Source organism: Brevundimonas sp. Br13, assembly GCF_055391505.1.
In genome coordinates, this window is sequence record NZ_AP044008.1 from 1,024,928 (window position 1) to 1,049,496 (window position 24,569).

A 24,569-nucleotide genomic window follows, 5' to 3' on the forward strand; every position below is an offset into this window, starting at 1 on the left:
CGAAGAGATCACGATTGCGAGCGGGAGGTCTGCGACATGGCGGCCGCGCAACCAACTGTCAACAGCAGGGCTTAAGGTGAGAGGCGTTCGCGGGCCTGGCTCGACCGCTTGACAAAGGTCGGGCTTAACCGCAACTGTGTAGATTACATATCAACCCCTACCGGAACATGACCATGCGCGCTCCCCTGATGAAATACGCCTTCGCCAAATACGCCGTGGCCGGCGCCCTGGCCCTCAGCCTCGCCGCCGGTGGCGCCGTCGTGGCCCAGGCCGCCTTGACCCAGAACCCGGCCGAGGTCCGCGCCGGCGACTATGCGCTGGAGTCGAGCCACGGCAAGATCACCTGGTCGGTCAGCCACTTCGGCCTGTCGACCTATACGGGTCAGTTCGTGAACGTGAAGGCCGAGTTGAAGCTGGACCCGGCCAACCCCTCCGCCTCGACCCTGACCGCCACCGTCCCGCTGACCGACGTGGCGCCCAATGACGACCGGCTGAAGGCCCATCTTCAAACGGCCGACTTCTTCGACACCGCCAACCATCCGACGGCGACCTTCGTCTCGCGCTCGGTGACGGTCGATCCGTCCGATCCGAATGAGGCGACGGTGGTCGGCGACCTGACCCTGCGCGGCGTGACCAAGCCGGTGACGATCGAGGTTGAGTTCAATGCGGCCGGATCCGTCATGGGCGCCTATAAGGCCGGCTTCGACGGCGAGGCCACCATCAAACGCTCGGACTTCGGCATCAACTACGCCCTGCCGGCCGTCTCCGACGAGGTGAAGCTGCACATCGAAGGCGAGTTCGTGATCAAGTCGTAAGGCGGCTATAGAGGGCGCGGGCCTCTTCGGCGGGCCCGCGCCTTTCGCCCAGGGCCTCCACCCGCAGGGTCGTGACCTCGCCGTTCTGGACGAAGGTCAGTAGGTCGCCGGGGTGGACGCCGCGGCTGGGCTTGTCCAGCCGGGTCTCGCGCCCCTGATGGACCAGCCGCACCGCGCCCCGCTCCACGAGGGCGGCGGCCAAGCCCCGCGTCTTCACGAAGCGCGCCCGCCACAGCCAGACGTCGATACGACAGGCGGTTTCGCTCAAGAGGCGGCCTTTCGGCGCGGACGCCGCCGCTTGGGTCTGGCCGTCGGCGCCTCGGTCAGGGCGGCCAGGGCGGCGAAGGGGGAATCCTTGACGATCTTAGGCGCGGCGCCCGGCTTGTCGGGCCGGCGCGCGCGTTCGGTTTTCAGGGCGGCGATGAGCTGTTTCGCCTGATCGGCGCTCCACCCCAGATCGGTCAGGGCCTCGTCCGACAGTCGGCCGTGATTGGCGGCGCGCAGCTCCGCCATCTTCTCCAGAGCCTCCACCGGCGCCAGCCACCGACCGGCGTGGCGCAGACCCGAGGCCGACAACAGACGCGGGGAAGGGGGCTCGACCGGGGCGGGGATCAGTTCGGGGCTGGCGGGGATCAGCGGGGCCGTGACGAAGGCCTGGGCGAAATGGCGGGCGCGGGGCTTTTGCAGGCCCGGCAGCCAGACCGAATGGACGCCGACGCGGATGGCGAAGCTTTTCAGGGTGCGGCGCTCCACCTGGCTCAGCGCCGCCAGATCCCGATCCACGTCGCGCCGGTCGATCAGCCCGCCGGCCTCGATCAGGCGGAAGGCGAGGCCGCGCGGCAGGCCCTTCAGCGCGCCGGATTCGACCGCCTGTTTCAGCCGCCGCAGATCGCGCAGCGCCCGACCCGCCTCGGACGCCAGCCAGGCCTCGATCCGTCGACGGGCGCGTTCGCGGGCCGGCGTCGCCCCCAGGTCGCCCAACAGGCGCACCGACGGCGAAAAGGGATCGGCCCCGGTCGGCGTCGCCTGAATCTGGGCGGTCAACACCCCGCGCCACAGCACCGCCCCGTCCGGCGTGACGGCGAAACCCTCGTCGGTCTCGGACGCCAACTGCCCCAGACGGCGATTGATCTCCGGCGTCACGGCCCGCACCGCCGCCTGGCGCAGGGTGCGGTCCTCCAGGGCCGAGGCGCCCTTTTCCATCTGGAAGCGGACGCCCTCGAGCTGACCCACCACCTGGCCCTCCACCGTCACCTCGCCGTCCTCGGCGACGCCCGCAAACGCATCCTCCCGGACGTTCAGCGCCCGCATCAGGGCCGTGGTGCGCCGGTCCACGAAGCGGGCCGTCAGCCGTTCGTGCAGCACGTCCGACAACCGGTCCTCCAGGGCGCGGGTCTTGTCGCGCCAGCCCTGGGCGTCATGGACCCAGTCTGGGCGGTTGGCGATATAGGACAGGGTCCGCACCGCCGAGAGCCGGGCCGACAGCTGGTCGATCTGGCCGTCGTCGCGGTCCACGAAGGCGAAGCGCGGCGCCATCCAGTCGTCGGTCAACCGCCCCCGCTTGCCGGTCAGGGCCTGGAAGACGTCCTTGGCCAGGCGGGCGTGCTCGTCCAGGGTCGTCTTCTGGAAGTCGGGCAGCTGGCAGGCCTCCCACAGCCGCATGACCGCCCCGCGCGAGCGGCCGATACGGGCGACCTCCTCATCCTTGATCAGGCGGCGCAGCAGGGTCTCGTCCAGGGCCTCGGCCGTCAGGCTGAGCCCCGCGCGGCCCGGCGTCACCGTCAGGGACCGCAGAAGGTCGGGCAGGGTGTCGAAGTCCAGCCGGGCGTTTCGCCATTCGGCCGCCTCGATCGGATCGAACCGATGCTCGACCACCTGTTCGACCAGATCCACGTCCAGATCCTCGGCCTCGGCCGTGACGCCGAAGGTCCCGTCGCGCAGATGGCGGCCGGCCCGCCCGGCGATCTGGCCGATCTCATGGGCGTGCAGCCAGCGGGTGCGGCGACCGTCGAACTTTCTCAGCCCCGCAAAGGCGATATGGTCCACGTCCATGTTCAGCCCCATGCCGATGGCGTCGGTGGCGACCAGGAAGTCGACCTCGCCCGACTGGTACAGGGCCACCTGGGCGTTGCGGGTGCGCGGGCTGAGCGAGCCCATGACCACGGCCGCCCCGCCCCTCTGACGCCGGATCAGTTCGGCGATGGCGTAGACCCGCTCGGTGGAGAAGGCGACGATGGCGCTGCGGCGGGGCAGGCGGGTCAGCTTCTTGGAGCCGGCGTAGGACAGGGTGGACAGCCGATCCCGGGTCACGATCTCCACATCCGGGATCAGGCGACGGATCAGGGGCTCCATGGTCCCGGCGCCCAGGAACATGGTCTCGAACCGGCCGCGGGCGTGCAGCAGCCGCTGGGTGAAGACGTGGCCGCGTTCAGGGTCCGCGACCAGCTGGATTTCGTCGATGGCCAGAAACTCGACCGACCGCTCCAACGGCATGGCCTCGACCGTGCAGACGAAATAGAGGGGGCGGGCCGGGACGATCTTCTCCTCGCCCGTGATCAGGGCGACGGCGGCGGCCCCGCGCTGTTTGACGATCCGCTCATAGATTTCGCGCGCCAGGAGCCGCAGGGGCAGGCCGATCATGCCTGAGGCGTGACCCAGCATCCGCTCGACCGCCAGATGGGTCTTGCCGGTGTTGGTGGGCCCCAGGACCGCAGTGACGCGCGATGGGGGCAGGCCTGCGGACCGGTCACTCATGACAGGACAAGGTGGCGACGATCGCGCCCGGGCTCAAGTGAGTCTTTTGAGCCCAGAAGGGGCGGGCGTCAGGCGTCGGCCACGCTGAGCCCCAGCCGCACCAGCATGGACAGGCTCTGGGCCTGCATCTTCTGCATCACCTTGGCGCGGAAGATCTCGACCGTGCGGGGGCTGATGTCCAGGGCCAGGGCGATCTCCTTGTTCGACTTGCCGTCGATCAGGGCGTCGAACACCTGGCGCTCGCGCGGCGTCAGGCTGGCCAGCCGGGCGGCGGTCTGTTCGCGCGCCTCGCTCTCGACGCCCTGGCGCGCCAAGGCCGACAGACAGCCGCGCACCGCCTCCAGGATGCGGTTGGGATCGAAGGGCTTTTCGATGAAGTCCACGACCCCGGCCTTCATCAGCTGGACGGCCAGGGGCACGTCGGCGTGGCCGGTGATGACGATAACGGGCCAGGCCTCGCCCTTCAGCGCCTTGAGCCGCTGGATCAGTTCGGAGCGCCTTCAATCTGGGGCATCCGCAGGTCGGTGATGACGCAGGCGGACTTGTCGTCCGGCAGCTGTTCCAGAAACTGCATCGCGCTGGCGAAACCCCGCGCGCGGATGCCCTCGCCCCGCAGGAGCATGAGCAAGGAATCGCGCATGGCTTGATCGTCGTCGATGACGAAGACGGAATGGTCGGTCATGCGGCTTCGAGCTCCGTGACAGGCGTGAGGCGAAAGGAGAAGGCGGCGCCGCCCAGGGCGCTGCGGCCTACGGCCAGGGCGGCGTCGTGGCTCTCTATGATGGAGCGGGTGACGGACAGGCCCAGGCCCATGCCGCCGGCCTTGGTGGTCATCATCGGTTGGAAGATCCGGTCCATCTGATCCTCGGCGATGCCGGGGCCGTTGTCCTCGATCCGGATCTCATAGCCCTCATCGGCCAGGCTGCGGCCCGTGAGCGATACGACCGCACCGGGATGGTCGCCGACGGCGTCGACGGCGTTGCGCACCAGATTGGTGATGGCCTGCTGGAACTGGATTCGGTCGGCCAAGACCCGATCCCCGGCCGTATCGACGTCGATGCGGACGGCGATACCGGTTTCCTGCCGGATCAAATCGAAGAGGGGGCGCAGGTCGTCCACCATGGAGGAGACCCGCTCTTCCGTCAGCTGGGACGCCCCGGTCGCGATCAGTTCGCGCATGCGCCGGATGATGTCCCCCGCGCGCAGAAGCTGGGTCTTGGCCAGGTCGAGGGCGCGGCCCGCGCTGTCGCCGATCGGTCCAGCGCGCGCGATGTCGGTTTGGCACGCATGGAGATAGACGGTGGCGGCCGTCAGGGGCTGGTTCAGCTCATGCGCCAGGATAGCCGCCATCTCACCCATGGAATTGAGCCGCCAACTCTTGCTGAGCTGGTCCATCAGGTCGCGCATGCGATCGTTGACGGCCAGGCTCGGACGCTGGTCCGCCAGGGACAGGACCACCCGCTCGGAGGCCATGCTGTGCGCCAGCAGCCCGCCGTGGATGATCACCGGCACGATCTCGCCGTTGGGACGTCTCACCAGCCAATAGCCGGAGGGCGGGGCGGCCAGGGGGGCGTCCTTGACGAAACTCGCCAGGATGTCCTCGCCGAAGTCCGGCGCGAACAGGCTGAAAGGGCGTTCGTGAGCATCCTCGGGCGCCACGCCCAGCAGATCGGCCGCCGGGCCGGTGATGCGGCGAATACGCCCCTCGTCGTCCAGCGTCACCACGGGCACCGAGGTCAGTATGCTGTGCAACAGGGCGGTCCGGCTGGTCAGCCGATGACCGACTTCGGCCAACAGCAGGGATACGGCGATGAAGAGGCCGGCGCCGACCGCCGCATCGAAGAGGTCGCTTCGCCCCTTCATCGCCAGATCGGCGGCGATGGAGACGCCGATGACGAAGAGGGTCGCGGTGCGGCTGCCGACCAGGGCGGTCGCCATGACGGCTCCGAACAGCGGCAGGTAGTGCACGTGATCGACGTCGCGAAGAGCCACGCTCGTCGTAACCGCCAGCGAGACGCAGACGCATGCGAGCAGAACGGCGTTCTTCGGAGATGCGTTCGCGGATTTTCCGATGACCCGCTTCAACAACTCAGTAAAGGCGTCCGCCCGCGCCCCTGTCATGTTGGATCTCGCCGTTGCGAAATCATCTGGACTTCACCGTCGCCGCTTTTCTGACGAATTTACTACAACGACAAGGGCGTGGCTGGGAAGCGATATCGTCGTCTTTTCACACGCCTCGCGACTATCGAGCGCACTTCGTCCGATGCGATTCAGGAGATCCGCCGCGTTCGCTGCGCCGGATGGCGCCGCCCCTCAGCCCGCGCCAACCTTCGCTACGCATTCCTACCTAAGCCGCAGTTCAGAAATCGTATTAATCATCCTTCCATCCTTGGTCGGACAGATGCGGGTTCATCGCAGAGGGGCGGCTGGCGCGCCGCAAAGGGCCGTTTCGGCCGTGGCGGCGCGCTCAGATCGACGAAGACCGTAGGAGTTTGGGTTGCGTTTTATTGAGAACATGTCCGTCGGACGGAAGCTCGCCGTGGCTTTCGGCGTGGTCCTGGCCGCCATCGCCGTCATGGGCGTGGTGGTGGTGACGAACCTTCTGGCCTTGCAGCGCGCCGACCACGCTCGCAATCTGGAAGGTGAGATCAATCAAGTGCTCGCCGTCGCCGAGTTCCGCCTGTCCAAGCAGGAAAACTCCTATCGCGGCTATCTGCTGTCGCAGGACCCCTATTACGCCGAACGGCTGGATCTGCACCGCGCCAAGTTCAAGGAAGCGCTGGAGGAGGTGCGGGCAAAACTGCCCGCCGATCGCGCCGCGCCCGTCGACGAGGCCATCAAGGCCGCTGACGGCTGGTACGCCAACATCGTCCAGGTCGGTAAGGCGATGGTCGCCGAGGGGCGGATCGCCGAGGCCAGCCGGATGGTCGGTCAAACCGGCGTCGCCGACCAGTTCATCGCTCCAGTTGAAGAAGCGATCGACGTCCTGAGGGCTGAGAACGAGGCCGCCCGCGAGGCGACCCGCAAGGCCCAGGCCGAGGCGGCCCAGGCCGCCCTCATGGCCGTGATCGTGGGCATGGTCTGCGCCCTGCTGATGGCCCTGGCTGCAGGTCTGGTCGCCACCCGTTCGATCGTGCGGCCGACCTTCACCATGATCGGCTATATGCAGAAGCTGATGGCGGGCGACACCGCTATCCAGGTCCAGGGCGCCGACCGCAAGGATGAGTTCGGCAAGATGGCTCAGGCCATCGTCGCCTTCCGCGACGCCGCCATTGAGAAGGCGCGTCTGGCGGCGGAGGCGCTTTCGCAACGCTCGATGAGCGAGCAGGAGCGGGCCGCCCGCGAGGCCGAGAAGGCGGCGGAGGCCGAGGCCGACCGGGTGACGATCGAGGCCTTGGGCCGGGGTCTGGCGGCCATGGCGGACGGCGACCTGACCTATCGGATCGAGACCGAGTTCGCGCCCAAGGCGGCGCAGCTGAAGACGGACTTCAACGCCGCCATCGCTCAGCTCCAGCAGGCCCTGTCGGTGGTGGTGGGCAATATCGCCGGCATCCGCTCCGGCGCCGGCGAGATCAGCCAGGCGGCCGACGACCTGTCGCGGCGCACCGAACAGCAGGCTGCGGGGCTGGAGGAGACGGCGGCGGCTCTGGACGAGATCACCGCCACGGTGAACAAGACGGCGTCGGGCGCGCGCCAGGCCTCGGACGTGGTCCAGGCCGCCAAGGGCGACGCCGAGACCTCGGGCGTCATCGTTCGCGACGCCGTCCAGGCCATGCAGGCCATAGAGGGCTCGTCGGACCAGATCAGCCAGATCATCGGCGTCATCGACGAAATCGCCTTCCAGACCAACCTCCTGGCCCTCAACGCCGGGGTCGAGGCGGCCCGTGCGGGCGAGGCCGGTCGCGGCTTTGCGGTGGTGGCCTCCGAGGTCCGCGCCCTGGCCCAGCGGTCGGCGGAGGCCGCCAAGGAGATCAAGACCCTGATCTCGACCTCCAGCACCCAGGTCGGTTCGGGGGTGAAACTGGTCGGCCAGACCGGCGAGGCCCTGCAGCGGATCGTGGACCGGGTCGCCGAGATCGACGGACTGGTGTCGGAAATCGCGGCCTCGGCCCAGGAACAGGCCATCGGCCTGGCCGAGGTCAATACGGCCGTCAACCAGATGGACCAGGTCACGCAACAGAACGCCGCCATGGTCGAACAATCGACCGCCGCCAGCCACTCTCTGGCCCAGGAGGCCCAGTCGCTCCAGGCCTCGGTGGCCCGGTTCAAGGTCGGCTCAGCGGCCCAGGTCGCCGCCGCCCCCGCCCGCGCCCCTGCGCCCGCGCCTGCGTCTTCCGCACCGGCCAAGCCGGCCCATCGCATGGTCCAGGCTCTCAAGACCCTGGGCCGCGGCGGCGCCGCGCCCGCCCAACAGGCCGCTCCCGCCGAAGACGGCTGGGAAGAGTTCTAAAATGCTCCGTTCTTCAAGCGATATTTACCAACCGCGTGAGACGAAGCGGACGGGGCTGAAACAAGGAAACACCAATGGCTGAGGTCATAAGTCTCGCATCGGTCCTGGACATGAACGCAGCCGAGCCGCTGAAGGCCGAACTGTTGGCCAAGCGCGGCCAGGCCGTAACGGTGGATGCGAGCGGCGTCGAACGCCTGGGCGGTCTTTGTCTCCAAGTCCTTCTCTCCGCCCGCAAGACCTGGGCGGCCGACGGGGTCGATCTGATGATCACGCCCCAATCGACGTCTTTCGCTGAACAATGGGCCGCCTTCGGCGCGTCCGAAACCAACGCACCAGACCTCACTGAAGGAGCGCTCGCGTGAGCAAGACCGTTCTGACCATCGACGATTCCCGCACCATGCGGGACATGCTGCTGATGGCCCTGGAAGACGCCGGCTATGTCGTCATCCAAGCCGTAGACGGCGTGGACGGCCTGGAGACGCTCGCCGCCCAGGGCGCCGACGTCATCATCACCGACATCAACATGCCCCGCATGGACGGTTTCGGCGTCATCGAAGGCGTGCGCGCCGATCCGAACCACCGCACCACCCCGGTGCTGGTGCTGACGACCGAGAGCGACGCCGAGAAGAAGGCCCGCGCCCGCGCCGCCGGCGCGACCGGCTGGATCGTCAAACCCTTCGACCCGGTGAAACTGGTCGACGCCGTTCGCCGCGTGGCGGCCTAACACTTTTCCAGATCGGTCGGGCCAACAGCCATGGACGCCTTCGAAGCCATCAAAGCCACCTTCTTCCAGGAGTGCGACGAACTGCTCGCCGAACTGGAATCGAAGCTGATGCTGTTGGAGCAGGGTCAGACCGACCTGGAGACGATCAACGCCGTCTTCCGCGCCGTTCACTCGGTCAAGGGCGGGGCGGGGGCGTTCGGCCTGGAGGCTCTGGTCCGGTTCGCCCACGTCTTTGAGACCTTGATGGACGAGCTGCGGGGCGGCCGCAAACCCTGCGACGCGGTCACGATCAAGACCCTGCTGCGGGCCTCTGACGTGCTGGCCGACCACATCCAGGCCGCCCAGGGCCTGGCTCCTCCGGTGGACGAAGAGCGTTCGGCCGGCCTGGTCCAGGAGCTGGAGCTTCTGACCCACGGCGGCGAGGCGCCGCCCGCCGTCGAAGAGGAGGAGGAAGACGACTTCGGCTTCACCCCCATGGCCTTCGACGCGCCGCTGGACGACCCGGCGCTGGCGGTCGAGGCTCCCGCTGCGGATGCGGCGCCCGCAGGCCAGCCCGGCTGGCGCATCGTCTTCAAGCCGCACGGCCGCATGTACGGCAGCGCCAATGAGGCGGGGCTGCTGCTGCGCGAAGTGGGCCGGCTGGGCCCCATCACCGTCTCTGTGGACGAGGCCGCCCTGCCGACCCTGGACGTGCTGGTCGCCGAAGACGGCTATCTGACCTGGACGATCGACCTGGTCGCCGATGTCGATGAAAAGGCCGTGCGGGAAGTGTTCGACTTCGTCGAGGCCGACTGCGACCTGACCATCACCCCGCTGGGCGGCGCCCCGGCCCTGGTCTTCGAGGAAGAGCCGCCGGCCGTCCTGCCCGCCAGCGACGAACTGGACATCGCCGCCCTGCTGGCCAAGGCCGCTGCAGGCGCCGCGCCCGAAACGCCCGCCGCCGCTCCGGCGCCGGCCCCCGCGCCCCAGTCTGTCGCGCCCCAGTCGGTCGCGCCCGAGCCGGTCGCGCCTGCGCCGGTCGCCGCCCAGGTCTCCGCGCCTGAGCCCGCACCGGCCCCGGCCGCCGCCCCCATTCCCCCCGCCCAGGTCGCCACCCCCGTGGCGCCGGCGCCGGTCACCATCCGCGTCGACCTGGATCGGGTCGATCGCCTGATCAACGTCGTCGGCGAATTGGTCATCCAGCAGGCCATGCTGTCCCAGCGCGTGCTGGAAAGCGGCCTGGCCCGCTCTTCGGGCATCGCGCTTGGGATGGAAGATCTGGAGCTTTTGACGCGCGAGATCCAGGACAGCGTCATGGCCATCCGCGCCCAGCCGGTGAAGTCGGTGTTCCAGCGCATGCCGCGCCTGGTCCGCGAAGTCGCCGACATGGTCTCCAAACAGGTCCGTCTGGTCACCTCCGGCGAAGACACCGAGGTCGACAAGACCGTGGTCGAACGCCTGGCCGAGCCGATCACCCATATGCTGCGCAACGCCATCGACCACGGGCTGGAGACGCCGGAGGAGCGGATCGCCGCCGGCAAGCCGGCCGAGGGTACGGTGCGCCTCGCGGCCCTGCACCGCTCGGGCCGGATTGTCATCGAAATCGCCGACGACGGCCGCGGCATCAATCGCGAACGGGTCAAGAAGATTGCGGTGGACAAGGGGCTGATCGCCGCCGACGCCGCCCTGACCGACGAACAGATCGACAATCTGATCTTCCTGCCCGGCTTCTCCACCGCCGCCGTGGTGTCCGACATCTCGGGTCGGGGCGTGGGGATGGATGTGGTCAGGCGGTCGATCCAGGCCCTGGGCGGCCGCATCTCGATCAGTTCGGTCCCCGGCAAGGGCTCGACCTTCACCCTCAGCCTGCCGCTGACCCTGGCGGTTCTGGACGGCATGGTGGTGACGGCCGCCGACCAGACCCTGATCGCCCCTCTGCCGGCCATCGTCGAAAGCCTGACGCCGCAGGAAAGCGACCTGCACTATGTCGGCGGGCTCGATCCGGTGATCCGCTTCCGCGATCGCTTCCTGCCGCTGATCGACGTGGCCCTGACCATGGGCTTCCGCGAGACGCCGATGGTCCCTTCCGAAGGCGTCGCCGTGGTGGTCGAGACCGAAGGCGGCCAGCAGGCGGCCCTGCTGTTCGACGCCATCCAGGGCCAGCGCCAGGTGGTGATCAAGAGCCTGGAGACCAACTACCGCCAGGTCGAGGGCGTCGCCGCCGCCACCATCCTGGGCGACGGCCGTGTGGCCCTGATCCTCGACGTCGATGTCCTCGTCACCGACATGCGCCGCAAATCTCCCCGATCCGACTTCAAGCTCGCGAGCTGACCCATGACAGAAGCCAACGACACCCAGCGCGAACTCATCGCCTTCCGCATCGGCCGGCAGGAATTCTGCGTCGACATCATGTCGGTGCGCGAAATCCGCGGCTGGACGCCCGCAACCCCCCTGCCGCGCTCGCCCGGCTATATGAAGGGGGTGATCAATCTGCGCGGCACCGTCCTGCCGATCATCGACCTGGGCGCCCGGTTCGGGCTTGAGACGTCCGAGCCGACCGCCCGCCACGTCATCATGGTGGCCCATATCGGCGGCCGCATGGTGGGGCTGCTGGTCGACGCCGTGTCCGACATTCTGGAGATGAACGACGCCGCGGTTCAGCCGACGCCCGACGTCGCCAGCGACCAGGTCAAGACCTTCGTCAAAGGCATCTTCTCGATCGACGGGCGGATGATCAGCCTGATCGAACTGGACCACATCCTGCCCCAGGTCGAGGCCGAAGCCGCATGAACCCCGCCCCGGGACGGGGGTCGATCGTCGAAGGCGAGTTCGTCTTCACCGCCGACGACTTCCGTCAAATCGCCCAGATGCTGCATGCCCACGCCGGCATCGCCCTGAACGAGGGCAAGGCCGCGTTGGTCTATTCGCGCCTGGCCAAACGGCTGCGGACCCTGGGCCTGACCAGCTTCCGGGACTATTGCGCCCTGGTCGAGGGCGCCGACGGCGTGGACGAGCGTCAGAAGATGACGGCGGCCCTGACGACCAACGTCACCCGCTTCTATCGCGAGCCGCATCATTTCGACGATCTGCGCGACCGCGTCATGCCCGACCTGGCCGCGCGCGCCCGCGCCGGGGGCCGGGTGCGGCTGTGGTCGGCCGCCTGTTCGAACGGGCAGGAGCCCTATTCGATGGCCCTGACGGTGCTGTCGGTCCTGCCCGAGGCGGCGGACCTGGACGTGCGCATCCTGGCGACCGACATCGACCCCAATATGGTGGCCCAGGGCTATGACGGGGTCTATTCCGAAGAGGCGCTGGAGCCGGCGCCGGCGACCCTGTGGCGCAAATATTTCAACCGCGCGGACCGTGGAAACTGGGTGGCGGGGCCGCAGCTGAAGCGGCTGGTCACCTTCCGCGAACTGAACCTGATCGGCGACTGGCCGATGAAGGGCCGGTTCGACGTCATCTTCTGCCGCAACGTGGTCATCTATTTCGACGATCCGACGCAGGAGCGGATCTGGAGCCGGTTCACCCCGCTGATGAACCCCGGCGCCACCCTCTACATCGGTCATTCCGAGCGCGTGTCCGGCCCGGCGAGCCGCCAGCTGCAGACCGCCGGCCTGACCACCTACCGCCTGGGAGCCGCCTGATGGCCGATCGCGTCAAAGTCCTGATCGTGGACGACAGCCTGACCATGCGCGGCCTGATCTCGGCCGCCCTGAAGTCGGACCCCGAAATCGAAGTCGTCGGCACCGCCGCCGATCCGCTGGAGGCCCGCACGGCCATCAAGGAGCTGAATCCCCACGTCCTGACCCTGGACGTCGAAATGCCCAATATGAACGGGCTGGAGTTCCTGGATAAGATCATGCGGCTGCGCCCCATGCCGGTGGTCATGGTCTCGACCCTGACCGCAGCGGGCACGGACGTGACCCTGGCGGCGCTGGAGATCGGCGCGGTGGACGCGGTCGCCAAGCCGGCCGTGGCCAGCGCCGAGGCCTTCCACGAACTGATCGGCAAGGTGAAGACGGCGGCCCGGTCGCGGGTTCGCGCCCGCGGCGACGTGCCCGCCGCCGCCGCCGCCCCCAGCGCCTATCGCCCCGCGCCCAATCACGTCCTGGCCATCGGCTCCTCCACCGGCGGGGTCGAGGCCCTGCTGACGGTCTTGAGCGGCTTTCCCGCCAACTGCCCGGCGACGGTCATCACCCAGCACATGCCGGCGACCTTCACCTCCAGCTTCGCGGCGCGCCTGGACCGGGTCTGCGCCCCGGCGGTCAGCGAGGCCGTGGACGGCGCGCCGCTGAAGCCCGGCCACATCTATCTGGCGCCCGGCGGCGCCGCGCACCTGGAGCTGACGCCGGGCCTGTCGCCGCGCTGCCGCCTGGTGAACAGCGAACCCGTCAACGGCCACCGTCCGTCTGTGGACGTGATGTTCGATTCCGTCGTCCGTCTGAAACGGCCCATGACCGGCGTGATCCTGACCGGCATGGGCAAGGACGGCGCCAAGGGGCTGAAGGCCATCCGCGATGCGGGCGGCCGCACCCTGGGTCAGGACGAAACCACCTCGGTCGTCTATGGCATGCCCAAGGCCGCCTTCGAACTGGGCGCTGTGGAGCGGCAACTGCCGCTGCACCGCCTGGCCCCAGCCATCCTTGATCTGTGCGCCGATCCGGCCGCACGGTCCGTCGCCTGACACCGGGAGCCTTACTCATGCCCGCCGCCGCCTCACTTCACTGCCTGGTCGTCGACGATCAGATGACGATGCGCTCTCTGGTCCGCACCAGCCTGCAACAGCTCGGCGTGCGCGAGATCCGCGAAGCCGCCGACGGCGAAATCGCCCTGCGCGACATCATCGCCAAGCCGGCCCATCTGATCATTTCCGACTACAACATGCCCAATCTGGACGGGCTGGGCCTGCTGCGCGCCGTGCGCGCCCACCCCCCGACCTCCAAAACCGCCTTCATCATGCTGACGGGTCGGGCCGATCGCGAGCTGGTCCAGCGCGCGGTCCAGTTCGGCGTCAACAATTACCTGGTTAAGCCTTTCACCGTCGCCCAGCTGAAGGGCAAGATGGAAGCCGTCTTCGGCGCCCTGACATGACCTTTTCCGCCCTGAAGGACACGCAAGAAAAGCGTCTGCACGTCGGACAGGGCGAACACCATGTCACGCGCGATCCCAATGTGGTGCTCAGCACCATTCTGGGCTCCTGCGTCGCCATGTGTCTGCGCGATCCGGTCGCCGGGGTGGGCGGCATGAACCACTTCCTGCTGCCCGAAGGGTCCGGCGCCGGCACCGACGCGGGCCGCCGCTACGGCGCCTACGCCATGGAACTGCTGATCAACGACGTGCTGAAGGCGGGCGGCCGGCGCGATCGGCTGGAGGCCAAGCTGTTCGGCGGCGGCCGCATGTTCGACTCCCTGCGCGACGTGGGTCGCTCCAACGCCGATTTCGCCGAGAAATTCCTGCGTGACGAAGGCATTCCGGTCGTCGGCGGCAGCCTGCGCGGAGACGGCGGGCGCCGGGTCCACTACTGGCCCGTGACCGGCAAGGCTCTGCAACGCGCCGTGACCGACACTGTGGCGCCGCGGCCCGCGCCCGTCGCCCCGCCTCCGGTCGATACCGGCGCCCTGGAGCTGTTCTGATGCACGCCCCTCCCGAACACGCCGAACTGCTGGTCGCCGTCGCCGACGAGCTGACACGGGTGCGCGAGGGGATCGACCATGTCGAGGCCCTGGTCAGCCGTCTGGTGCGCCGCGCCCCGGCCGAGGATCGGGCCGAGGCCCTGACCGAGGCCCAGGCCCTGGACGCCCTGACCCAGCGGCTGGAGGCCCTGTCCGGCGTCCTGCGTATGCTGGGCGACGGGGCCACCCCGGCCGAGTCCGTCAGCCGCATCTCCCTGGCCGACATGGCGGTGCGGCTGCGGCCCGCCGCCGGCGTCAAGGTCTCGGCTCCGCCCGATTCGGGCGATCTGACCCTATTCTAACGCCGTGACCAAGGCGCCCGATAAGGTCAATCTGGCGCATTCCACCCTGCTGCTGGTCGATGACCAGCCGACGTCGCTGGATCTGCTCAGCTCGATCGTCCAGGGGTTCGGAGTGCGCGAACAGCTGAAATGTCCGTCCGCCAAGGAGGCGGTCGAACTGCTGCGTCGTCGGGCGGTGGACCTGATCCTGGTCGATTGCGCCATGCCGGAGATGGACGGCTACGACTTCGTCACCTGGCTGAGGCGCGAGGCGCCCGAGCCGGCCCGTTTCACACCCGTGATCATGATCCTGGGCCACGCCGCCCAGGCGCGAGTCGCGCGCGGCCGCGACTGCGGCGCCAGCTTCATCGTCGCCAAACCCCTGACGCCGTCGGTCCTCCTGCGCCGCATCGTCTGGCTGGGCGCCCAGAACCGCCAGTTCATCGAGGCCGAAAACTATGTCGGGCCGGATCGGCGCGTCCACAACTACGGCCCGCCGCCCGGCGAGGATGGCCGCCGCAGCACCGACCTGTCGGGCGAGGTCGGCGAGGCGGTCGGCGAAAACATGAACCAGGACGATATCGACATGCTGTTGAAGCCGATGAAGGTGAACCTGTGACCGCCGCCTCCAAAGCCGTTTCTCAGGATGTCTCAAAGCCCGCCGTGCGGATTCGCGACATCACCACCTCGCTTCAGCGGCAGATGGCGCGCCCCGGCGGCATAGATATCGAGGCCGCCGTCGCCGCCGCCGAACAGGGACTGGAGGGGCGCCGGGAGGAAACCCTGCGGGTGATCCAGGACAAGGTCCAGGCCTTGGCGGCCTTCTGCGCCGGCCGGCCCGCCGCCCCGGAGGCCGAGCTCTACGCCATCGCCTCCGTTCTGGTGGATACGGCGGGCTTTCTCGACATGCCCGCCTTCTATGAGGCCGCCTACAGCCTGTGCGAGGTCGTCAGCCGGATGTCGGCGGCCGAGGCCTGGTCCTGGCCCTCGATCGACGTCCATGTCCACGCCCTGTCGCTGATCCTGGGCGAGGGGGGCGGCGCCTCGGACGCCAATTCGACCCTGCTGGCCGGTCTGCGCGCCGTCGTGGACCGCACGCCCGCGCCCGGTTAAGCGCGATCCGCAGCCGGCGGAACAGGGGCGAAACGAATCAGGACCGAATCACGGACTCGCGCCGATTCAGCCTTTGTTCACCCCAAGATATTGTATCTTAAGACAGATTAACCACAATCGAGTTCGGGCGGCGCCGACCACGCGGCCAAGAAAATGCAGTTCGCCGCACCCACCGTCTTCCCCCCTCCGCCCCGACCCGCTAGTTCACCCCTGCGGGCCCCGTAGCTCAGCTGCATAGAGCAAGGCTTTCCTAAAGCCGAGGTCGCAGGTTGGAGTCCTGCCGGGGTCGCCATGAAGTCGGGCAATGGGAGTTCATCTGGACAGCATCAGCCGCGAGCACCCCGCCTTCCGCCGCGAGCAAGACGGGGAAGGCTTATCCTTGTCCGCAAGGAGGGGCAGGATTCAGCCTTCAACGAGATAGCACGAGACTTGATCAACTCTGCCGGCGAGGAGTTTCTGGTCTTCCCCACCACAGATGGTCAGACAGGATATGAACGGGTTTTCGTCCTTCCTGTTTGAGAAGGTCTCGGGCTCTCGACGCCCAGAGCCCGTCTCGACGCCCTTTGCCGATACTGACCCTGTTACTCTTAGGCATCATGGCGACTTCGCGGATGTGAAGGGCGCCGTGATCCCTCAATCTGGCTATTGACGGGCGCTCAAGACCTTGCGGAGCGAAGCCTCGATATTTCCGCCGCTCCAGGTGTCCCCGTAATCTGACCGCGCCTTATTGGCCAAGTCGGCCAAGGGCGAGAGGGCGGCCACCCTGCTGGACAGGGCCGCTGTCATCGGTGCGGCATCCCTGATCAAGTCCTCGAGGGGCTGGAACCGGTCGGCCAGGGTGGCCCAGAGCGTCGCTGTCACAAGATCCGCCATCTGTGGGTTTGCGCTGCCGAGCAAAAAGCCGGAGGTCCCCGTTAGGCCGTGACGTCGGCCGGTCTCCTCCCAGAGGGACATCCATTTTCTCAGACGCGGCTCGAAGTCGGCCCATCGCGGGTTTGTCCACATCTGACGGCCGCCGTCGAGCGTGAGTTCGTCGATCAGATCATTGGCGTCATTGATGATCTTGAGCGTCAAAGCCCGAGCCCCGGGCGTTGCCGGCAGCAAATCGAGAGTTTCGCCGAGATAGAGGAGAATGGCCGGCATTTGGGAGAGCGCGACCTTATTCTGTTCGTCGATAAGAACCGGCGGCCCCATGAAGGGCACTGGCATGGCGCGGACCGGCCCCTCCATCAAGCGGGAAATCTCTCTGTCGTCGGGCTCCCGCCAAGTCTTGCCGGAATAGGCCAGAACCGCGCGAACGAACTGCCCCCGAAAGGGCAGGGACCAATAATAGAGGGTGTAGTCCGTCATAGCGAACCTTTGATCCATGAGCTCACTGACGAACGCGGGCGGGCGTCAGGCGTTCACGGCGCCACGCCCGGGGCTTCAGAACAGCCAGTCGCAACGGATCGCCAGCGCGATCGCGATCCGGCGCTCCGACTTCGCCGGTCGCCAGGATGGGGATGCCGACATAGTCTTCGTCATTAAAGTCGCGCCAGAAGCGCCACGAGTTCCAGTTGGCTCCGCACGCCGCATTTCTCGAATATGCGGCGTACATGTGTGCGTACCGTTCCGACGGCGACGCCGTTGGCTTCGGCAATTGCTTGGGGCCCCATTCCGGCGGCTAGTTTGGCGGCGACTTCCGCCTCTGCCCTGGTCAGGTGAAACAGGCTGCGTGTTGCGGCGACAAGGCGCGCCTCCTCCTGTCGCGGCGGGCGAATGACCACCAGGGCGGCGGCCCCGAACCTCAGGGCATAGTCTCCAGGTGCGGCACAGACTTCGGCAAGGGTCGGCCGGTCTCCTCTGGCGTCGCGCAGCACGACGGGTCGGGGCGGCGGCCGGAGGCCGCCGGTGCTCGCCGCCGCCGCAGCGATCGCGGTGCGAAGGGCGGCGGTGTCCGCATCGCGAGCGCCGGCCGCCATGCCGCGCGTCACGCGCAGGATCTCGCCCGAAGTCGCCATCGCCTCAGCGGCGGGGGAGAGCGCCAGGACTCGACCGTGCCCGTCACAGATGAGGATGGCGTTTGAAAGCGTATCTAGAAGGCCCAGGGCGAGGTTCAATCCTCGCGCGTCCAGGACGATCTGGGTCCGGACGGCGGCGCGGACGTGAGGAACGACGGTTGCGAAGGCCCGACGCTGTTCCACTGTCACATTGCCCTGAGACTCGCTCCGCATCAGCGCCAGACCCACCAGCAGGTCGTCCTGGCGCAGCAGCGGGGACAGGCAGGCGAAGGCCAGATCATGCCGACGCAACCAGGCGCCGTATTCCGGAAAGCGCGCGGCGTCCTGCGCGCTGGTGAAGGCCGTTTCGTCGAGCACCGCCATCTCGGGCGCCGCCATGCCGATTCGAACGCGCGAGTTCACGCGCGGGTCGCCGCCGCCCGCCGTCACGAACTCGGCGGAGGCTTCCGGCGGCAAGCCCGTCATCCAGTTGAACGGCACCGCCGCCTCTCGACCCAGGCCGATCAGTTCGCCGCCCTTTGAACCGGTCAGCCTGGCCAGGCCTTCCAGCGCCTCCACCCAGGTCCGGTCCCCCAAGCCCACGCCCTGGAAGGCGGCGGTCGCCGTCGCGACATCCTCTTCGGTCACGCTAGAGGCTCTGAGCCGGTGCGCGAATGCTGATTCATCACTGCGTTGTCCTTCTCTGGCGCGAGTCTCCTGGATCGACCGAAACCTCTACAAGATTGTAGATGCAGACAAGAGTGAGGGAGTCTAGTTCAGCGAACAAGGACTGGATCGCCGCCTTACGGCGGTTGGGGAGAGGGCAGGCGTGATGGGTGGTATTGCAAGGCGCGGCGCCTCTTGGCGACTTATGGGAGGCGCATCGACCCTGGCCGTCGCGCTGTTCCTGTCCCCAGGCGTCGCCTCAGCCCAGGTCGTCCCCGGCCAGACCCGCGAAGAGATCGATCCGGCGCGTCAGGCGCGCCCGCTGGCCGCACCGGTCGTTGATCCAACAACCTTGTACCAGCCCGGACAATGCCCCTTCACAGGTCAAGGTCGCACGACCCTGACGCGGATCGAGGCGCAGGGCGCCAGCCTGATCTCCGACGCCGAGATTCAAAACGCGGTGGCGGATCTGATCGGTAAGGACAGCGATCTGTCGGTGCTCTGCGTCGCTCGGGACCGCGTCGCCGCCCTGTACGGTGCTGAGGGCGAAGCCCTGGTGCGGGTGGATCTGCCCCAACAGCGGATGACGGGCGGCGTCCTGGTGATCACCGTGACCGAAGGTCGAGTGGTCAGCGCCTCCGTGATTGACGCCGACAAACTGGGCCCTGCGGCCGCCCTTGCCGCCGACTATCTGAGCGCTCTGAAAACGGAACGGGCGACGCGCTGGCGCGAAGTCGAACGCGCCTTTCTCTTGGTTCGCGACATTCCCGGCGCCGACCCGTCTTTCAGCATCCGTCGCGCGGAGACGGGCGAAGCCAATGGTCTGGAAGCCGTGGCGGCCTTCGCCCCTCGGCGGAAGCTGGACGTCACCCTGAGCGGCCAGAACTTCGGTTCAGAAGAAGTCGGGCGCGAGGGCGCCTCGATCCGCCTTGACGCCAACAGCTTCACCGCCTTCGCCGAGCGCACCAGCCTGATCCTGTTCTCGGGTTTGGAAGGCGATCAACGAGTGGTCCAACTGCTGGAGGAATTCCGTATTGGAGCCTCCGGCCTGACCGTTCTGGGCGATGTGGCCTACAGCGAATCCGAGCCCGGCGGCGCCCTGGCGCCGCTAGAGTTAGAGGGACGCTCGACCGTCGGCCGACTCGGCGTCCGGTATCCGGTCGTCCTCACTCGGCCCCTGCGCATGGATGTGGGCGCCCGGTTGGAGTGGGTGGATCAGAAGAACGATCTGGGCGCCTTCCGCCAGCCGAACGGCGATGCGACCGCCCTGTTCGAGGAAAGCCTGCGGGTCCTTTCCGCCGAGGTCGTCGCCACCTGGCGGCCGAGGCAGACGCCGGGGCTTCAAGGCGGGTTCCAAGCCGAGTTGCGCAAAGGTCTGGAGGCTTTCGGCACCAGCGAAGCCGGCGATCCCTTGTTGTCGCGGCCCGAAGGGCGGCCGGACTTCACCTCGGTTCGAGGTCAAGCCTCGATCCGCAAGGACGTCGTCCTGTCGCCGGGACGCGGCCTCTATGCGGCGGCGGCTTTGCTGGGGCAGTGGGCGCCGGATCCGCTGCCGGCCTATGAAGAGTTCCAGGTGGGATCCTACACCGTAGGCCGGGGCTTTGATCCGGGAGCGGCGTCCGGCGATCGGGCCCTGGCGACCCAGATCGAGGCGGGCTGGGAGGCGGCGTCCGCCCAGGCGGTCTGGACCGTCTTCGGCTTCGTCGATGCGGCCAAGCTGTGGAACCAGGACGCCTTCGGCTACGACAGCCGGCCATGGTCCGTCGGCGCCGGGGTGCGCGCCCGCACACGCAGGGGGCAGGTCAGCCTGGTCTATGCGGCGCCGCAGAACGCGCCGTTCCCCGGCGCGGTCCGGCCGAAGGATCGGCTGCTGCTGTCGCTCTCCACCACCTTCTCGTTCCGTTGAGGCTCGCCATGAACAACGCTCACGCCGCTCGTCGTCGCGTCTCGCTTCTTCTGAGCGCCGCGGCCCCCGTCGCACTTTTGCTGGCGTTGGCGGCGCCGGCCTCGGCCCAGATCGCAGCCGGCGGTGGAAGCACGGCCGCCGGAACCGTCTCCAACACCTATAACGGATCGGGATCGGCGACCGTCTTCTCGGGCGCGGCGTCCAACACCGGCGGCGCCGACACCTCGACCATCACTTTGAGCGGCTCGCGGACGCTTTTGAACTGGAACGGTTTCAATCTGGCGCCCGGCGACACGCTGAACTTCAACCAGAGTGGCTCGACGAGCATTGCGGTCAACCGCATCCTGGGCGGAGGCGGCACGATCATCAACGGCGCCGTGAACAGCAACGGCCAGGTCTGGTTTCTCGATGCCTCCGGCATAGCGGTGGGGGGGACGGCGGTTCTCAACGTCGGCGGACTGTTGTTGTCGTCTCTGGGGCTGACCGACGCCGATATCTTTGACAACGACAGCAGTTTCAACTTCACCGGCGTGGGCGGCTCCGTCGCGTTGAACGGGGGCGCGGCGCTGAACGCCGCCGCCGGCGCGGTGACCGTGGTGGGCCCCGAAATCAACTTCTCAGGCAGCGCGACCGCCAGCGGCAGCATCGCCCTGATCGCCGCGCGTGACGCGACGCTCGTCTTCGACGGCGATCTCGACGCCTATCTTGCGCTCACCGTCGCAACGGGTACCGACAAGAACACCGCAATCAGCGTCGGATCCCAAGCGCGCTTCGACACCGCGTCGGCTGCCGCCGGAGGACGCACCTATCTGATCGCCGCCGGCTACAACGGCGGTCTCGGCTCCATTCTGTTGGGCGGTTCGGCGGCTGACGCAGTGGAGTTCGTCGATGGCGACGTCGTGCTTTACGCAGCGGGAGAGGAGTCCTTCAGTCGCCACTTCATCGCCGGAGGGGCGTTGCAAACACCGACGGGGGCTCCCGCAGGGGATGTGACAATCGGCGCCGCCACGGTTTCCGGGGGCGATCTGAACGTGATTGCGTCCGATGAAGTGATCATCAACGACCTTATCTCAGTCCCCACCGGAAGCGTGCGGCTGGAGTCAGGCAATTTGACCACTGTTTCCGTCTCGGTCGAGGTGGGTCAGAACTATACCCTAAAGGCGCCGGACTGGACCGGAGGCGCCGCTTTTTCGCCGGTCTTCCTCAACGCGGCTTCGGGGATCGGCAAGTTCATCATTCAGGACATGGCCTTCGGCGTAACCCTGGGCGGGCTCAGCGCGCCGGATGAACTTCGCATCACCGCCGAGAACGGCGGCGCCGTCAACGTGGTGGGGACGCTCACCGCGGGCAACGGCCTCTATCTGTCGGGGCAGTCGCTCCAGCTCGGCGGCGATCTGACCGAGACCGGAGCGGACGGGGTTCTCAGCCTGACGTCCAGCGACGGAATTTCTCAGACCGCCGGAGCCCTGACGGCGGGAGTCCTGACGATCTTGGCGATCAACGGCGTGACCTTGAATGGTGCGGCCAATGCGATCGGCGCCCTGGGCGCGTCCACCGCGAACGGTTTGAGCCTGGTCGATACAGGCGGCCTGACGGTCAGCGGCGCGCTCAACGGCGGAGCCACCGGGGTCTCGCTGACCACCACGGGCGACTTGACGGTGCAGGCGCCGATCACCGCCAGCGGAATCACCCTGTCGGCGAGCGGGGCGAGTTCGGACATCGTGCTCAACGCGGCGCTCGATGCAGGAACCTCCACGGTTTCGCTCCATGCCGGCGGAACGATCAGCCAGAGCGCCCTGGGCCGGATCACGGGTAATCTGATGGGGGGATCAGGCGGGGCCACCGATCTGACGGCGGCCGTCAACCGTGTTCGCGATCTCGACGTCTTTACGGCCAACGGCTTTTCGCTCGTTGATGAGGGTGGGCTGACGGTGACGGGCGGCGTCAACGCCGGCGCCGGCGACATCTTGGTCCGCACCACCGGAGGAGCCTTGTCGTTCAGCCCCTCGGGGATCGCAAGCGGGCGCGACATCGTCCTTTCCACCGACGGCGACTTCATCAACCAGTCGGGCTCTTCTGCGCTTGCCGCCTCGGGCAAGTGGACGATTTATGCGGCGTCTCCGAACTCCAGCACCTTCGGCGGTTTGGACAGCGGCTCCACGGCCCTCTGGAACGGAACCTTGGCGACACGAGCGCCGGCGGGTCTGAGCGGCAACCGCTACGTCTTCGCCGCCCAACCCACTTTGACGGTCACTACCCTTTCCACGAGCAAGGTTTATGGGACCGATCTGACGGGTTCGGTGGGCGCCCTTTACACCGTCAGCGGCTATCATCCGGGCGTGGCGGGGGCCTTCCTGGCCGATACGGCGGCGACGGCCTTCAGCGGGGCAGCTGCGATCAGCTCTACCGGATCAGCGGAGCGCGCCTCCGTCGCCGGCGGCCCCTATGCCGTCACCGCCGCGCAGGGCACGCTCACCAGCAACAGCGGCTACGCCTTCGCCTTCAGCAACACCGGCCAGATCACCGTCACGCCCAAGGCCCTGACGAGCGCCCTGACCGCCTCGAACAAGACCTATGACGGCACGACCGCCGGTTCCGGCTCGGTCGCCCTGTCGGGCGTCGTCAGCGGCGATACGGTCGGCGCGACGGCGGGAACCTGGACCTTCGCCGACCGCAACGCCGGAACCGGCAAGACGGTGACGGTCAGCGGCGTCGGTCTGACGGGGGCGGATGCGGGCAACTACACGGTGACCATTCCCGCCACGGCCCTGGCCGACATTCTTCAGCGCAGTCTGACCGCCACCCTGACGGCCTCGAACAAGACCTATGACGGCACGACGGCGGGCTCCGGCTCGGTCGCCCTGTCGGGGGTCGTCAGCGGCGATACGGTCGGCGCGACGGGGGGAACCTGGACCTTCGCCGACCGCAACGCCGGAACCGGCAAGACGGTGACGGTGAGCGGCGTCGGTCTGACGGGGGCGGATGCGGGCAACTACACCGTAACCATTCCCGCCACGGCCCTGGCCGACATCCTTCAGCGCAGTCTGACCGCCACCCTGACGGCCTCGAACAAGACCTATGACGGCACGACGGCGGGCTCCGGCTCGGTCGCCCTGTCGGGGGTCGTCAGCGGCGATACGGTCGGCGCGACGGCGGGAACCTGGACCTTCGCCGACCGCAACGCCGGAACCGGCAAGACGGTGACGGTCAGCGGCGTCGGTCTGACGGGGGCGGATGCGGGCAACTACACCGTAACCATTCCCGCCACGGCCCTGGCCGACATTCTTCAGCGCAGTCTGACCGTCACCCTGACCGCCTCGAACAAGACCTATGACGGCACGACCGCCGGTTCCGGCTCGGTCGCCCTGTCGGGCGTCGTCAGCGGCGATACGGTCGGCACGACGGCGGGAACCTGGACCTTCGCCGACCGCAACGCCGCAACCGGCAAGACGGTGACGGTCAGCGGCGTCGGTCTGACGGGGGCGGATGCGGGCAACTACACCGTGACCATCCCCGCTACGGCCCTGGCCGACATCCTTCAGCGTGCGATCACCGCCAATGTGTCTGCGTCTAACAAGACCTATGACGGCACGACGGCGGCCGCGGGAACGGTGACATTGAACGGCGTGCTCGGCGGTGACAGCGTCGGCGCCACCGCCGGATCCTTCGCCTTCACCGACGCCAACGCCGGAACCGGAAAGACCGTGACGGTCAGCGGCGTCGGCCTGACCGGCGCCGATGCTGGCAACTATACTCTCACCGTGCCCGCATCGACTCTTGCGACCATCCTTCGACGGTCGATCACCGTGTCCGCCGACGCGGTTTCCAAAACCCAGGGCGCGCCGGATCCCGCGCTAACCTACGCCGTCACTACCGGCAGTCTTGTAACCGGCGATGCGCTGACCGGCGCGCTTACACGGTCCCCAGGCGAGGCGCCAGGCGCCTACGCCATCACCCAGGGAAGCCTTGCGGCCTCGGCGAACTACCAACTCACATTCATCGGCAACAGCTTGACGATCACGGCAGTCCCGGTCGCTCCGACCACGCAAACAGCGACCGTTCAGGAAATCCAGGGTCTCGTCGCCTATCTCGCCTCGTATGAGACGCCAGGCAGCCGCGAGGGTGCATTGAGTGTCGTAGACGAGCGCGGCGACTGCAATGGCGACCGGGGGACAAGCGACTGCGCGATTGACCCAACACGCTGACCCTGACCGCTGAAGGGTATCC

At 67.8% G+C, this 24,569-nt stretch carries 22 protein-coding genes and 1 tRNA gene; 16 read left to right on the forward strand and 7 right to left on the reverse strand.

Translation table 11 applies throughout. The features are described from left to right. Positions 1 to 173 precede the first annotated feature (173 nt). A complete protein-coding gene (locus ACZ5M6_RS05080; RefSeq protein WP_224764380.1) occupies positions 174 to 815 on the forward strand; it encodes a YceI family protein in 642 nt (213 codons plus the stop codon). On the opposite strand, the gene ACZ5M6_RS05085 is transcribed toward ACZ5M6_RS05080, so the two are convergent. The 5 genes from ACZ5M6_RS05085 to ACZ5M6_RS05105 all read right to left on the reverse strand — a co-directional run bounded on the left by ACZ5M6_RS05085 (position 805) and on the right by ACZ5M6_RS05105 (position 5,561). After that, positions 805 to 1,083, reverse strand: coding sequence for an RNA-binding S4 domain-containing protein (locus tag ACZ5M6_RS05085; protein WP_336970975.1), 279 nt, complete (start codon positions 1,081 to 1,083; stop codon positions 805 to 807). The two genes, ACZ5M6_RS05080 and ACZ5M6_RS05085, sit on opposite strands and share 11 nt — an antisense overlap. Further along, positions 1,080 to 3,569, reverse strand: coding sequence for a helicase-related protein (locus tag ACZ5M6_RS05090; RefSeq protein WP_464159831.1), 2,490 nt, complete (start codon positions 3,567 to 3,569; stop codon positions 1,080 to 1,082). Before ACZ5M6_RS05090 ends, ACZ5M6_RS05085 begins: the two co-directional genes overlap by 4 nt. 68 nt (positions 3,570 to 3,637) lie before the next feature. Beyond that, the gene (locus ACZ5M6_RS05095; RefSeq protein WP_464160098.1) at positions 3,638 to 4,057 is read right to left on the reverse strand and encodes a response regulator transcription factor; all 420 of its coding nucleotides are present in this window, start codon (positions 4,055 to 4,057) and stop codon (positions 3,638 to 3,640) included. Continuing rightward, a complete protein-coding gene (locus ACZ5M6_RS05100; RefSeq protein ID WP_464159832.1) occupies positions 4,054 to 4,251 on the reverse strand; it encodes a response regulator in 198 nt (65 codons plus the stop codon). Before ACZ5M6_RS05100 ends, ACZ5M6_RS05095 begins: the two co-directional genes overlap by 4 nt. Further along, positions 4,248 to 5,561: a sensor histidine kinase gene (locus tag ACZ5M6_RS05105; protein WP_224761249.1), complete on the reverse strand. Its 1,314-nt coding sequence runs from the start codon at positions 5,559 to 5,561 to the stop codon at positions 4,248 to 4,250. Before ACZ5M6_RS05105 ends, ACZ5M6_RS05100 begins: the two co-directional genes overlap by 4 nt. 523 nt (positions 5,562 to 6,084) lie before the next feature. Between ACZ5M6_RS05105 and ACZ5M6_RS05110 the strand changes: the two genes are divergently transcribed. From ACZ5M6_RS05110 to ACZ5M6_RS05170, 13 genes are all read left to right on the forward strand, one after another. Next, positions 6,085 to 8,019: a methyl-accepting chemotaxis protein gene (locus ACZ5M6_RS05110; RefSeq protein ID WP_464160099.1), complete on the forward strand. Its 1,935-nt coding sequence runs from the start codon at positions 6,085 to 6,087 to the stop codon at positions 8,017 to 8,019. 74 nt (positions 8,020 to 8,093) lie between these two features. Continuing rightward, the gene (locus ACZ5M6_RS05115) at positions 8,094 to 8,381 is read left to right on the forward strand and encodes an STAS domain-containing protein (RefSeq protein WP_054764755.1); all 288 of its coding nucleotides are present in this window, start codon (positions 8,094 to 8,096) and stop codon (positions 8,379 to 8,381) included. Further along, positions 8,378 to 8,743: a response regulator gene (locus tag ACZ5M6_RS05120; protein ID WP_054764756.1), complete on the forward strand. Its 366-nt coding sequence runs from the start codon at positions 8,378 to 8,380 to the stop codon at positions 8,741 to 8,743. Before ACZ5M6_RS05115 ends, ACZ5M6_RS05120 begins: the two co-directional genes overlap by 4 nt. Before the next feature lie 30 nt (positions 8,744 to 8,773). Beyond that, positions 8,774 to 11,053: a chemotaxis protein CheA gene (locus ACZ5M6_RS05125; RefSeq protein WP_464159833.1), complete on the forward strand. Its 2,280-nt coding sequence runs from the start codon at positions 8,774 to 8,776 to the stop codon at positions 11,051 to 11,053. Positions 11,054 to 11,056: 3 nt separating this feature from the next. After that, complete coding sequence (locus ACZ5M6_RS05130; protein WP_054764758.1) at positions 11,057 to 11,512, forward strand: chemotaxis protein CheW; 456 nt, start codon at positions 11,057 to 11,059, stop codon at positions 11,510 to 11,512. After that, positions 11,509 to 12,369 (forward strand): CheR family methyltransferase, encoded by an 861-nt coding sequence (locus ACZ5M6_RS05135; protein WP_054764759.1) that lies wholly within the window; start codon positions 11,509 to 11,511, stop codon positions 12,367 to 12,369. The genes ACZ5M6_RS05130 and ACZ5M6_RS05135 overlap by 4 nt, the downstream gene beginning before the upstream one ends. Further along, complete coding sequence (locus ACZ5M6_RS05140) at positions 12,369 to 13,409, forward strand: protein-glutamate methylesterase/protein-glutamine glutaminase (protein WP_464159834.1); 1,041 nt, start codon at positions 12,369 to 12,371, stop codon at positions 13,407 to 13,409. The genes ACZ5M6_RS05135 and ACZ5M6_RS05140 overlap by 1 nt, the downstream gene beginning before the upstream one ends. Before the next feature lie 17 nt (positions 13,410 to 13,426). Beyond that, the gene (locus ACZ5M6_RS05145) at positions 13,427 to 13,816 is read left to right on the forward strand and encodes a response regulator (protein WP_054764761.1); all 390 of its coding nucleotides are present in this window, start codon (positions 13,427 to 13,429) and stop codon (positions 13,814 to 13,816) included. Then, complete coding sequence (locus ACZ5M6_RS05150; RefSeq protein ID WP_054764762.1) at positions 13,813 to 14,358, forward strand: chemotaxis protein CheD; 546 nt, start codon at positions 13,813 to 13,815, stop codon at positions 14,356 to 14,358. Before ACZ5M6_RS05145 ends, ACZ5M6_RS05150 begins: the two co-directional genes overlap by 4 nt. Then, positions 14,358 to 14,699 carry a hypothetical protein gene (locus tag ACZ5M6_RS05155; RefSeq protein WP_054764763.1) on the forward strand — a complete coding sequence of 114 codons (342 nt, stop codon included), beginning with the start codon at positions 14,358 to 14,360 and terminating at the stop codon, positions 14,697 to 14,699. Before ACZ5M6_RS05150 ends, ACZ5M6_RS05155 begins: the two co-directional genes overlap by 1 nt. Before the next feature lie 4 nt (positions 14,700 to 14,703). After that, entirely contained in the window at positions 14,704 to 15,297 is a 594-nt protein-coding gene (locus ACZ5M6_RS05160; protein WP_054764764.1) for a response regulator, read from the forward strand. Further along, complete coding sequence (locus ACZ5M6_RS05165) at positions 15,294 to 15,791, forward strand: hypothetical protein (protein ID WP_183217819.1); 498 nt, start codon at positions 15,294 to 15,296, stop codon at positions 15,789 to 15,791. The genes ACZ5M6_RS05160 and ACZ5M6_RS05165 overlap by 4 nt, the downstream gene beginning before the upstream one ends. 215 nt (positions 15,792 to 16,006) lie before the next feature. Next, positions 16,007 to 16,083 (forward strand) — tRNA-Arg (locus tag ACZ5M6_RS05170). A gap of 350 nt (positions 16,084 to 16,433) precedes the next feature. On the opposite strand, the gene ACZ5M6_RS05175 is transcribed toward ACZ5M6_RS05170, so the two are convergent. Together ACZ5M6_RS05175 and ACZ5M6_RS05180 are read right to left on the reverse strand one after the other, a co-directional pair. Then, positions 16,434 to 17,141 (reverse strand): glutathione S-transferase, encoded by a 708-nt coding sequence (locus tag ACZ5M6_RS05175; RefSeq protein ID WP_444572472.1) that lies wholly within the window; start codon positions 17,139 to 17,141, stop codon positions 16,434 to 16,436. Positions 17,142 to 17,314: 173 nt separating this feature from the next. Next, the gene (locus tag ACZ5M6_RS05180) at positions 17,315 to 18,418 is read right to left on the reverse strand and encodes a helix-turn-helix transcriptional regulator (RefSeq protein ID WP_464159835.1); all 1,104 of its coding nucleotides are present in this window, start codon (positions 18,416 to 18,418) and stop codon (positions 17,315 to 17,317) included. Positions 18,419 to 18,641: 223 nt separating this feature from the next. Here ACZ5M6_RS05180 and ACZ5M6_RS05185 point away from each other — a divergent pair, with 223 nt between their 5' ends. Together ACZ5M6_RS05185 and ACZ5M6_RS05190 are read left to right on the forward strand one after the other, a co-directional pair. Then, positions 18,642 to 20,342, forward strand: coding sequence for a ShlB/FhaC/HecB family hemolysin secretion/activation protein (locus ACZ5M6_RS05185; protein WP_464159836.1), 1,701 nt, complete (start codon positions 18,642 to 18,644; stop codon positions 20,340 to 20,342). 8 nt (positions 20,343 to 20,350) lie between these two features. Further along, positions 20,351 to 24,547, forward strand: a complete 4,197-nt coding sequence (locus ACZ5M6_RS05190) for a beta strand repeat-containing protein (protein ID WP_464159837.1) — start codon at positions 20,351 to 20,353, stop codon at positions 24,545 to 24,547. Positions 24,548 to 24,569 lie beyond the last annotated feature (22 nt).

What these genes read in the sequence shown, in the direction of transcription:
- ACZ5M6_RS05080 (WP_224764380.1), top strand. Translation starts at nt 174, where the DNA reads ATGCGCGCTCCCCTGATGAAATACGCCTTCGCCAAATACGCCGTGGCC.
- ACZ5M6_RS05090 (WP_464159831.1), bottom strand. Translation starts at nt 3,569, where the DNA reads ATGAGTGACCGGTCCGCAGGCCTGCCCCCATCGCGCGTCACTGCGGTC.
- ACZ5M6_RS05100 (WP_464159832.1), bottom strand. Translation starts at nt 4,251, where the DNA reads ATGACCGACCATTCCGTCTTCGTCATCGACGACGATCAAGCCATGCGC.
- ACZ5M6_RS05110 (WP_464160099.1), top strand. Translation starts at nt 6,085, where the DNA reads ATGTCCGTCGGACGGAAGCTCGCCGTGGCTTTCGGCGTGGTCCTGGCC.
- ACZ5M6_RS05115 (WP_054764755.1), top strand. Translation starts at nt 8,094, where the DNA reads ATGGCTGAGGTCATAAGTCTCGCATCGGTCCTGGACATGAACGCAGCC.
- ACZ5M6_RS05125 (WP_464159833.1), top strand. Translation starts at nt 8,774, where the DNA reads ATGGACGCCTTCGAAGCCATCAAAGCCACCTTCTTCCAGGAGTGCGAC.
- ACZ5M6_RS05130 (WP_054764758.1), top strand. Translation starts at nt 11,057, where the DNA reads ATGACAGAAGCCAACGACACCCAGCGCGAACTCATCGCCTTCCGCATC.
- ACZ5M6_RS05135 (WP_054764759.1), top strand. Translation starts at nt 11,509, where the DNA reads ATGAACCCCGCCCCGGGACGGGGGTCGATCGTCGAAGGCGAGTTCGTC.
- ACZ5M6_RS05140 (WP_464159834.1), top strand. Translation starts at nt 12,369, where the DNA reads ATGGCCGATCGCGTCAAAGTCCTGATCGTGGACGACAGCCTGACCATG.
- ACZ5M6_RS05145 (WP_054764761.1), top strand. Translation starts at nt 13,427, where the DNA reads ATGCCCGCCGCCGCCTCACTTCACTGCCTGGTCGTCGACGATCAGATG.
- ACZ5M6_RS05150 (WP_054764762.1), top strand. Translation starts at nt 13,813, where the DNA reads ATGACCTTTTCCGCCCTGAAGGACACGCAAGAAAAGCGTCTGCACGTC.
- ACZ5M6_RS05155 (WP_054764763.1), top strand. Translation starts at nt 14,358, where the DNA reads ATGCACGCCCCTCCCGAACACGCCGAACTGCTGGTCGCCGTCGCCGAC.
- ACZ5M6_RS05175 (WP_444572472.1), bottom strand. Translation starts at nt 17,141, where the DNA reads ATGACGGACTACACCCTCTATTATTGGTCCCTGCCCTTTCGGGGGCAG.
- ACZ5M6_RS05185 (WP_464159836.1), top strand. Translation starts at nt 18,642, where the DNA reads ATGGGAGGCGCATCGACCCTGGCCGTCGCGCTGTTCCTGTCCCCAGGC.
- ACZ5M6_RS05190 (WP_464159837.1), top strand. Translation starts at nt 20,351, where the DNA reads ATGAACAACGCTCACGCCGCTCGTCGTCGCGTCTCGCTTCTTCTGAGC.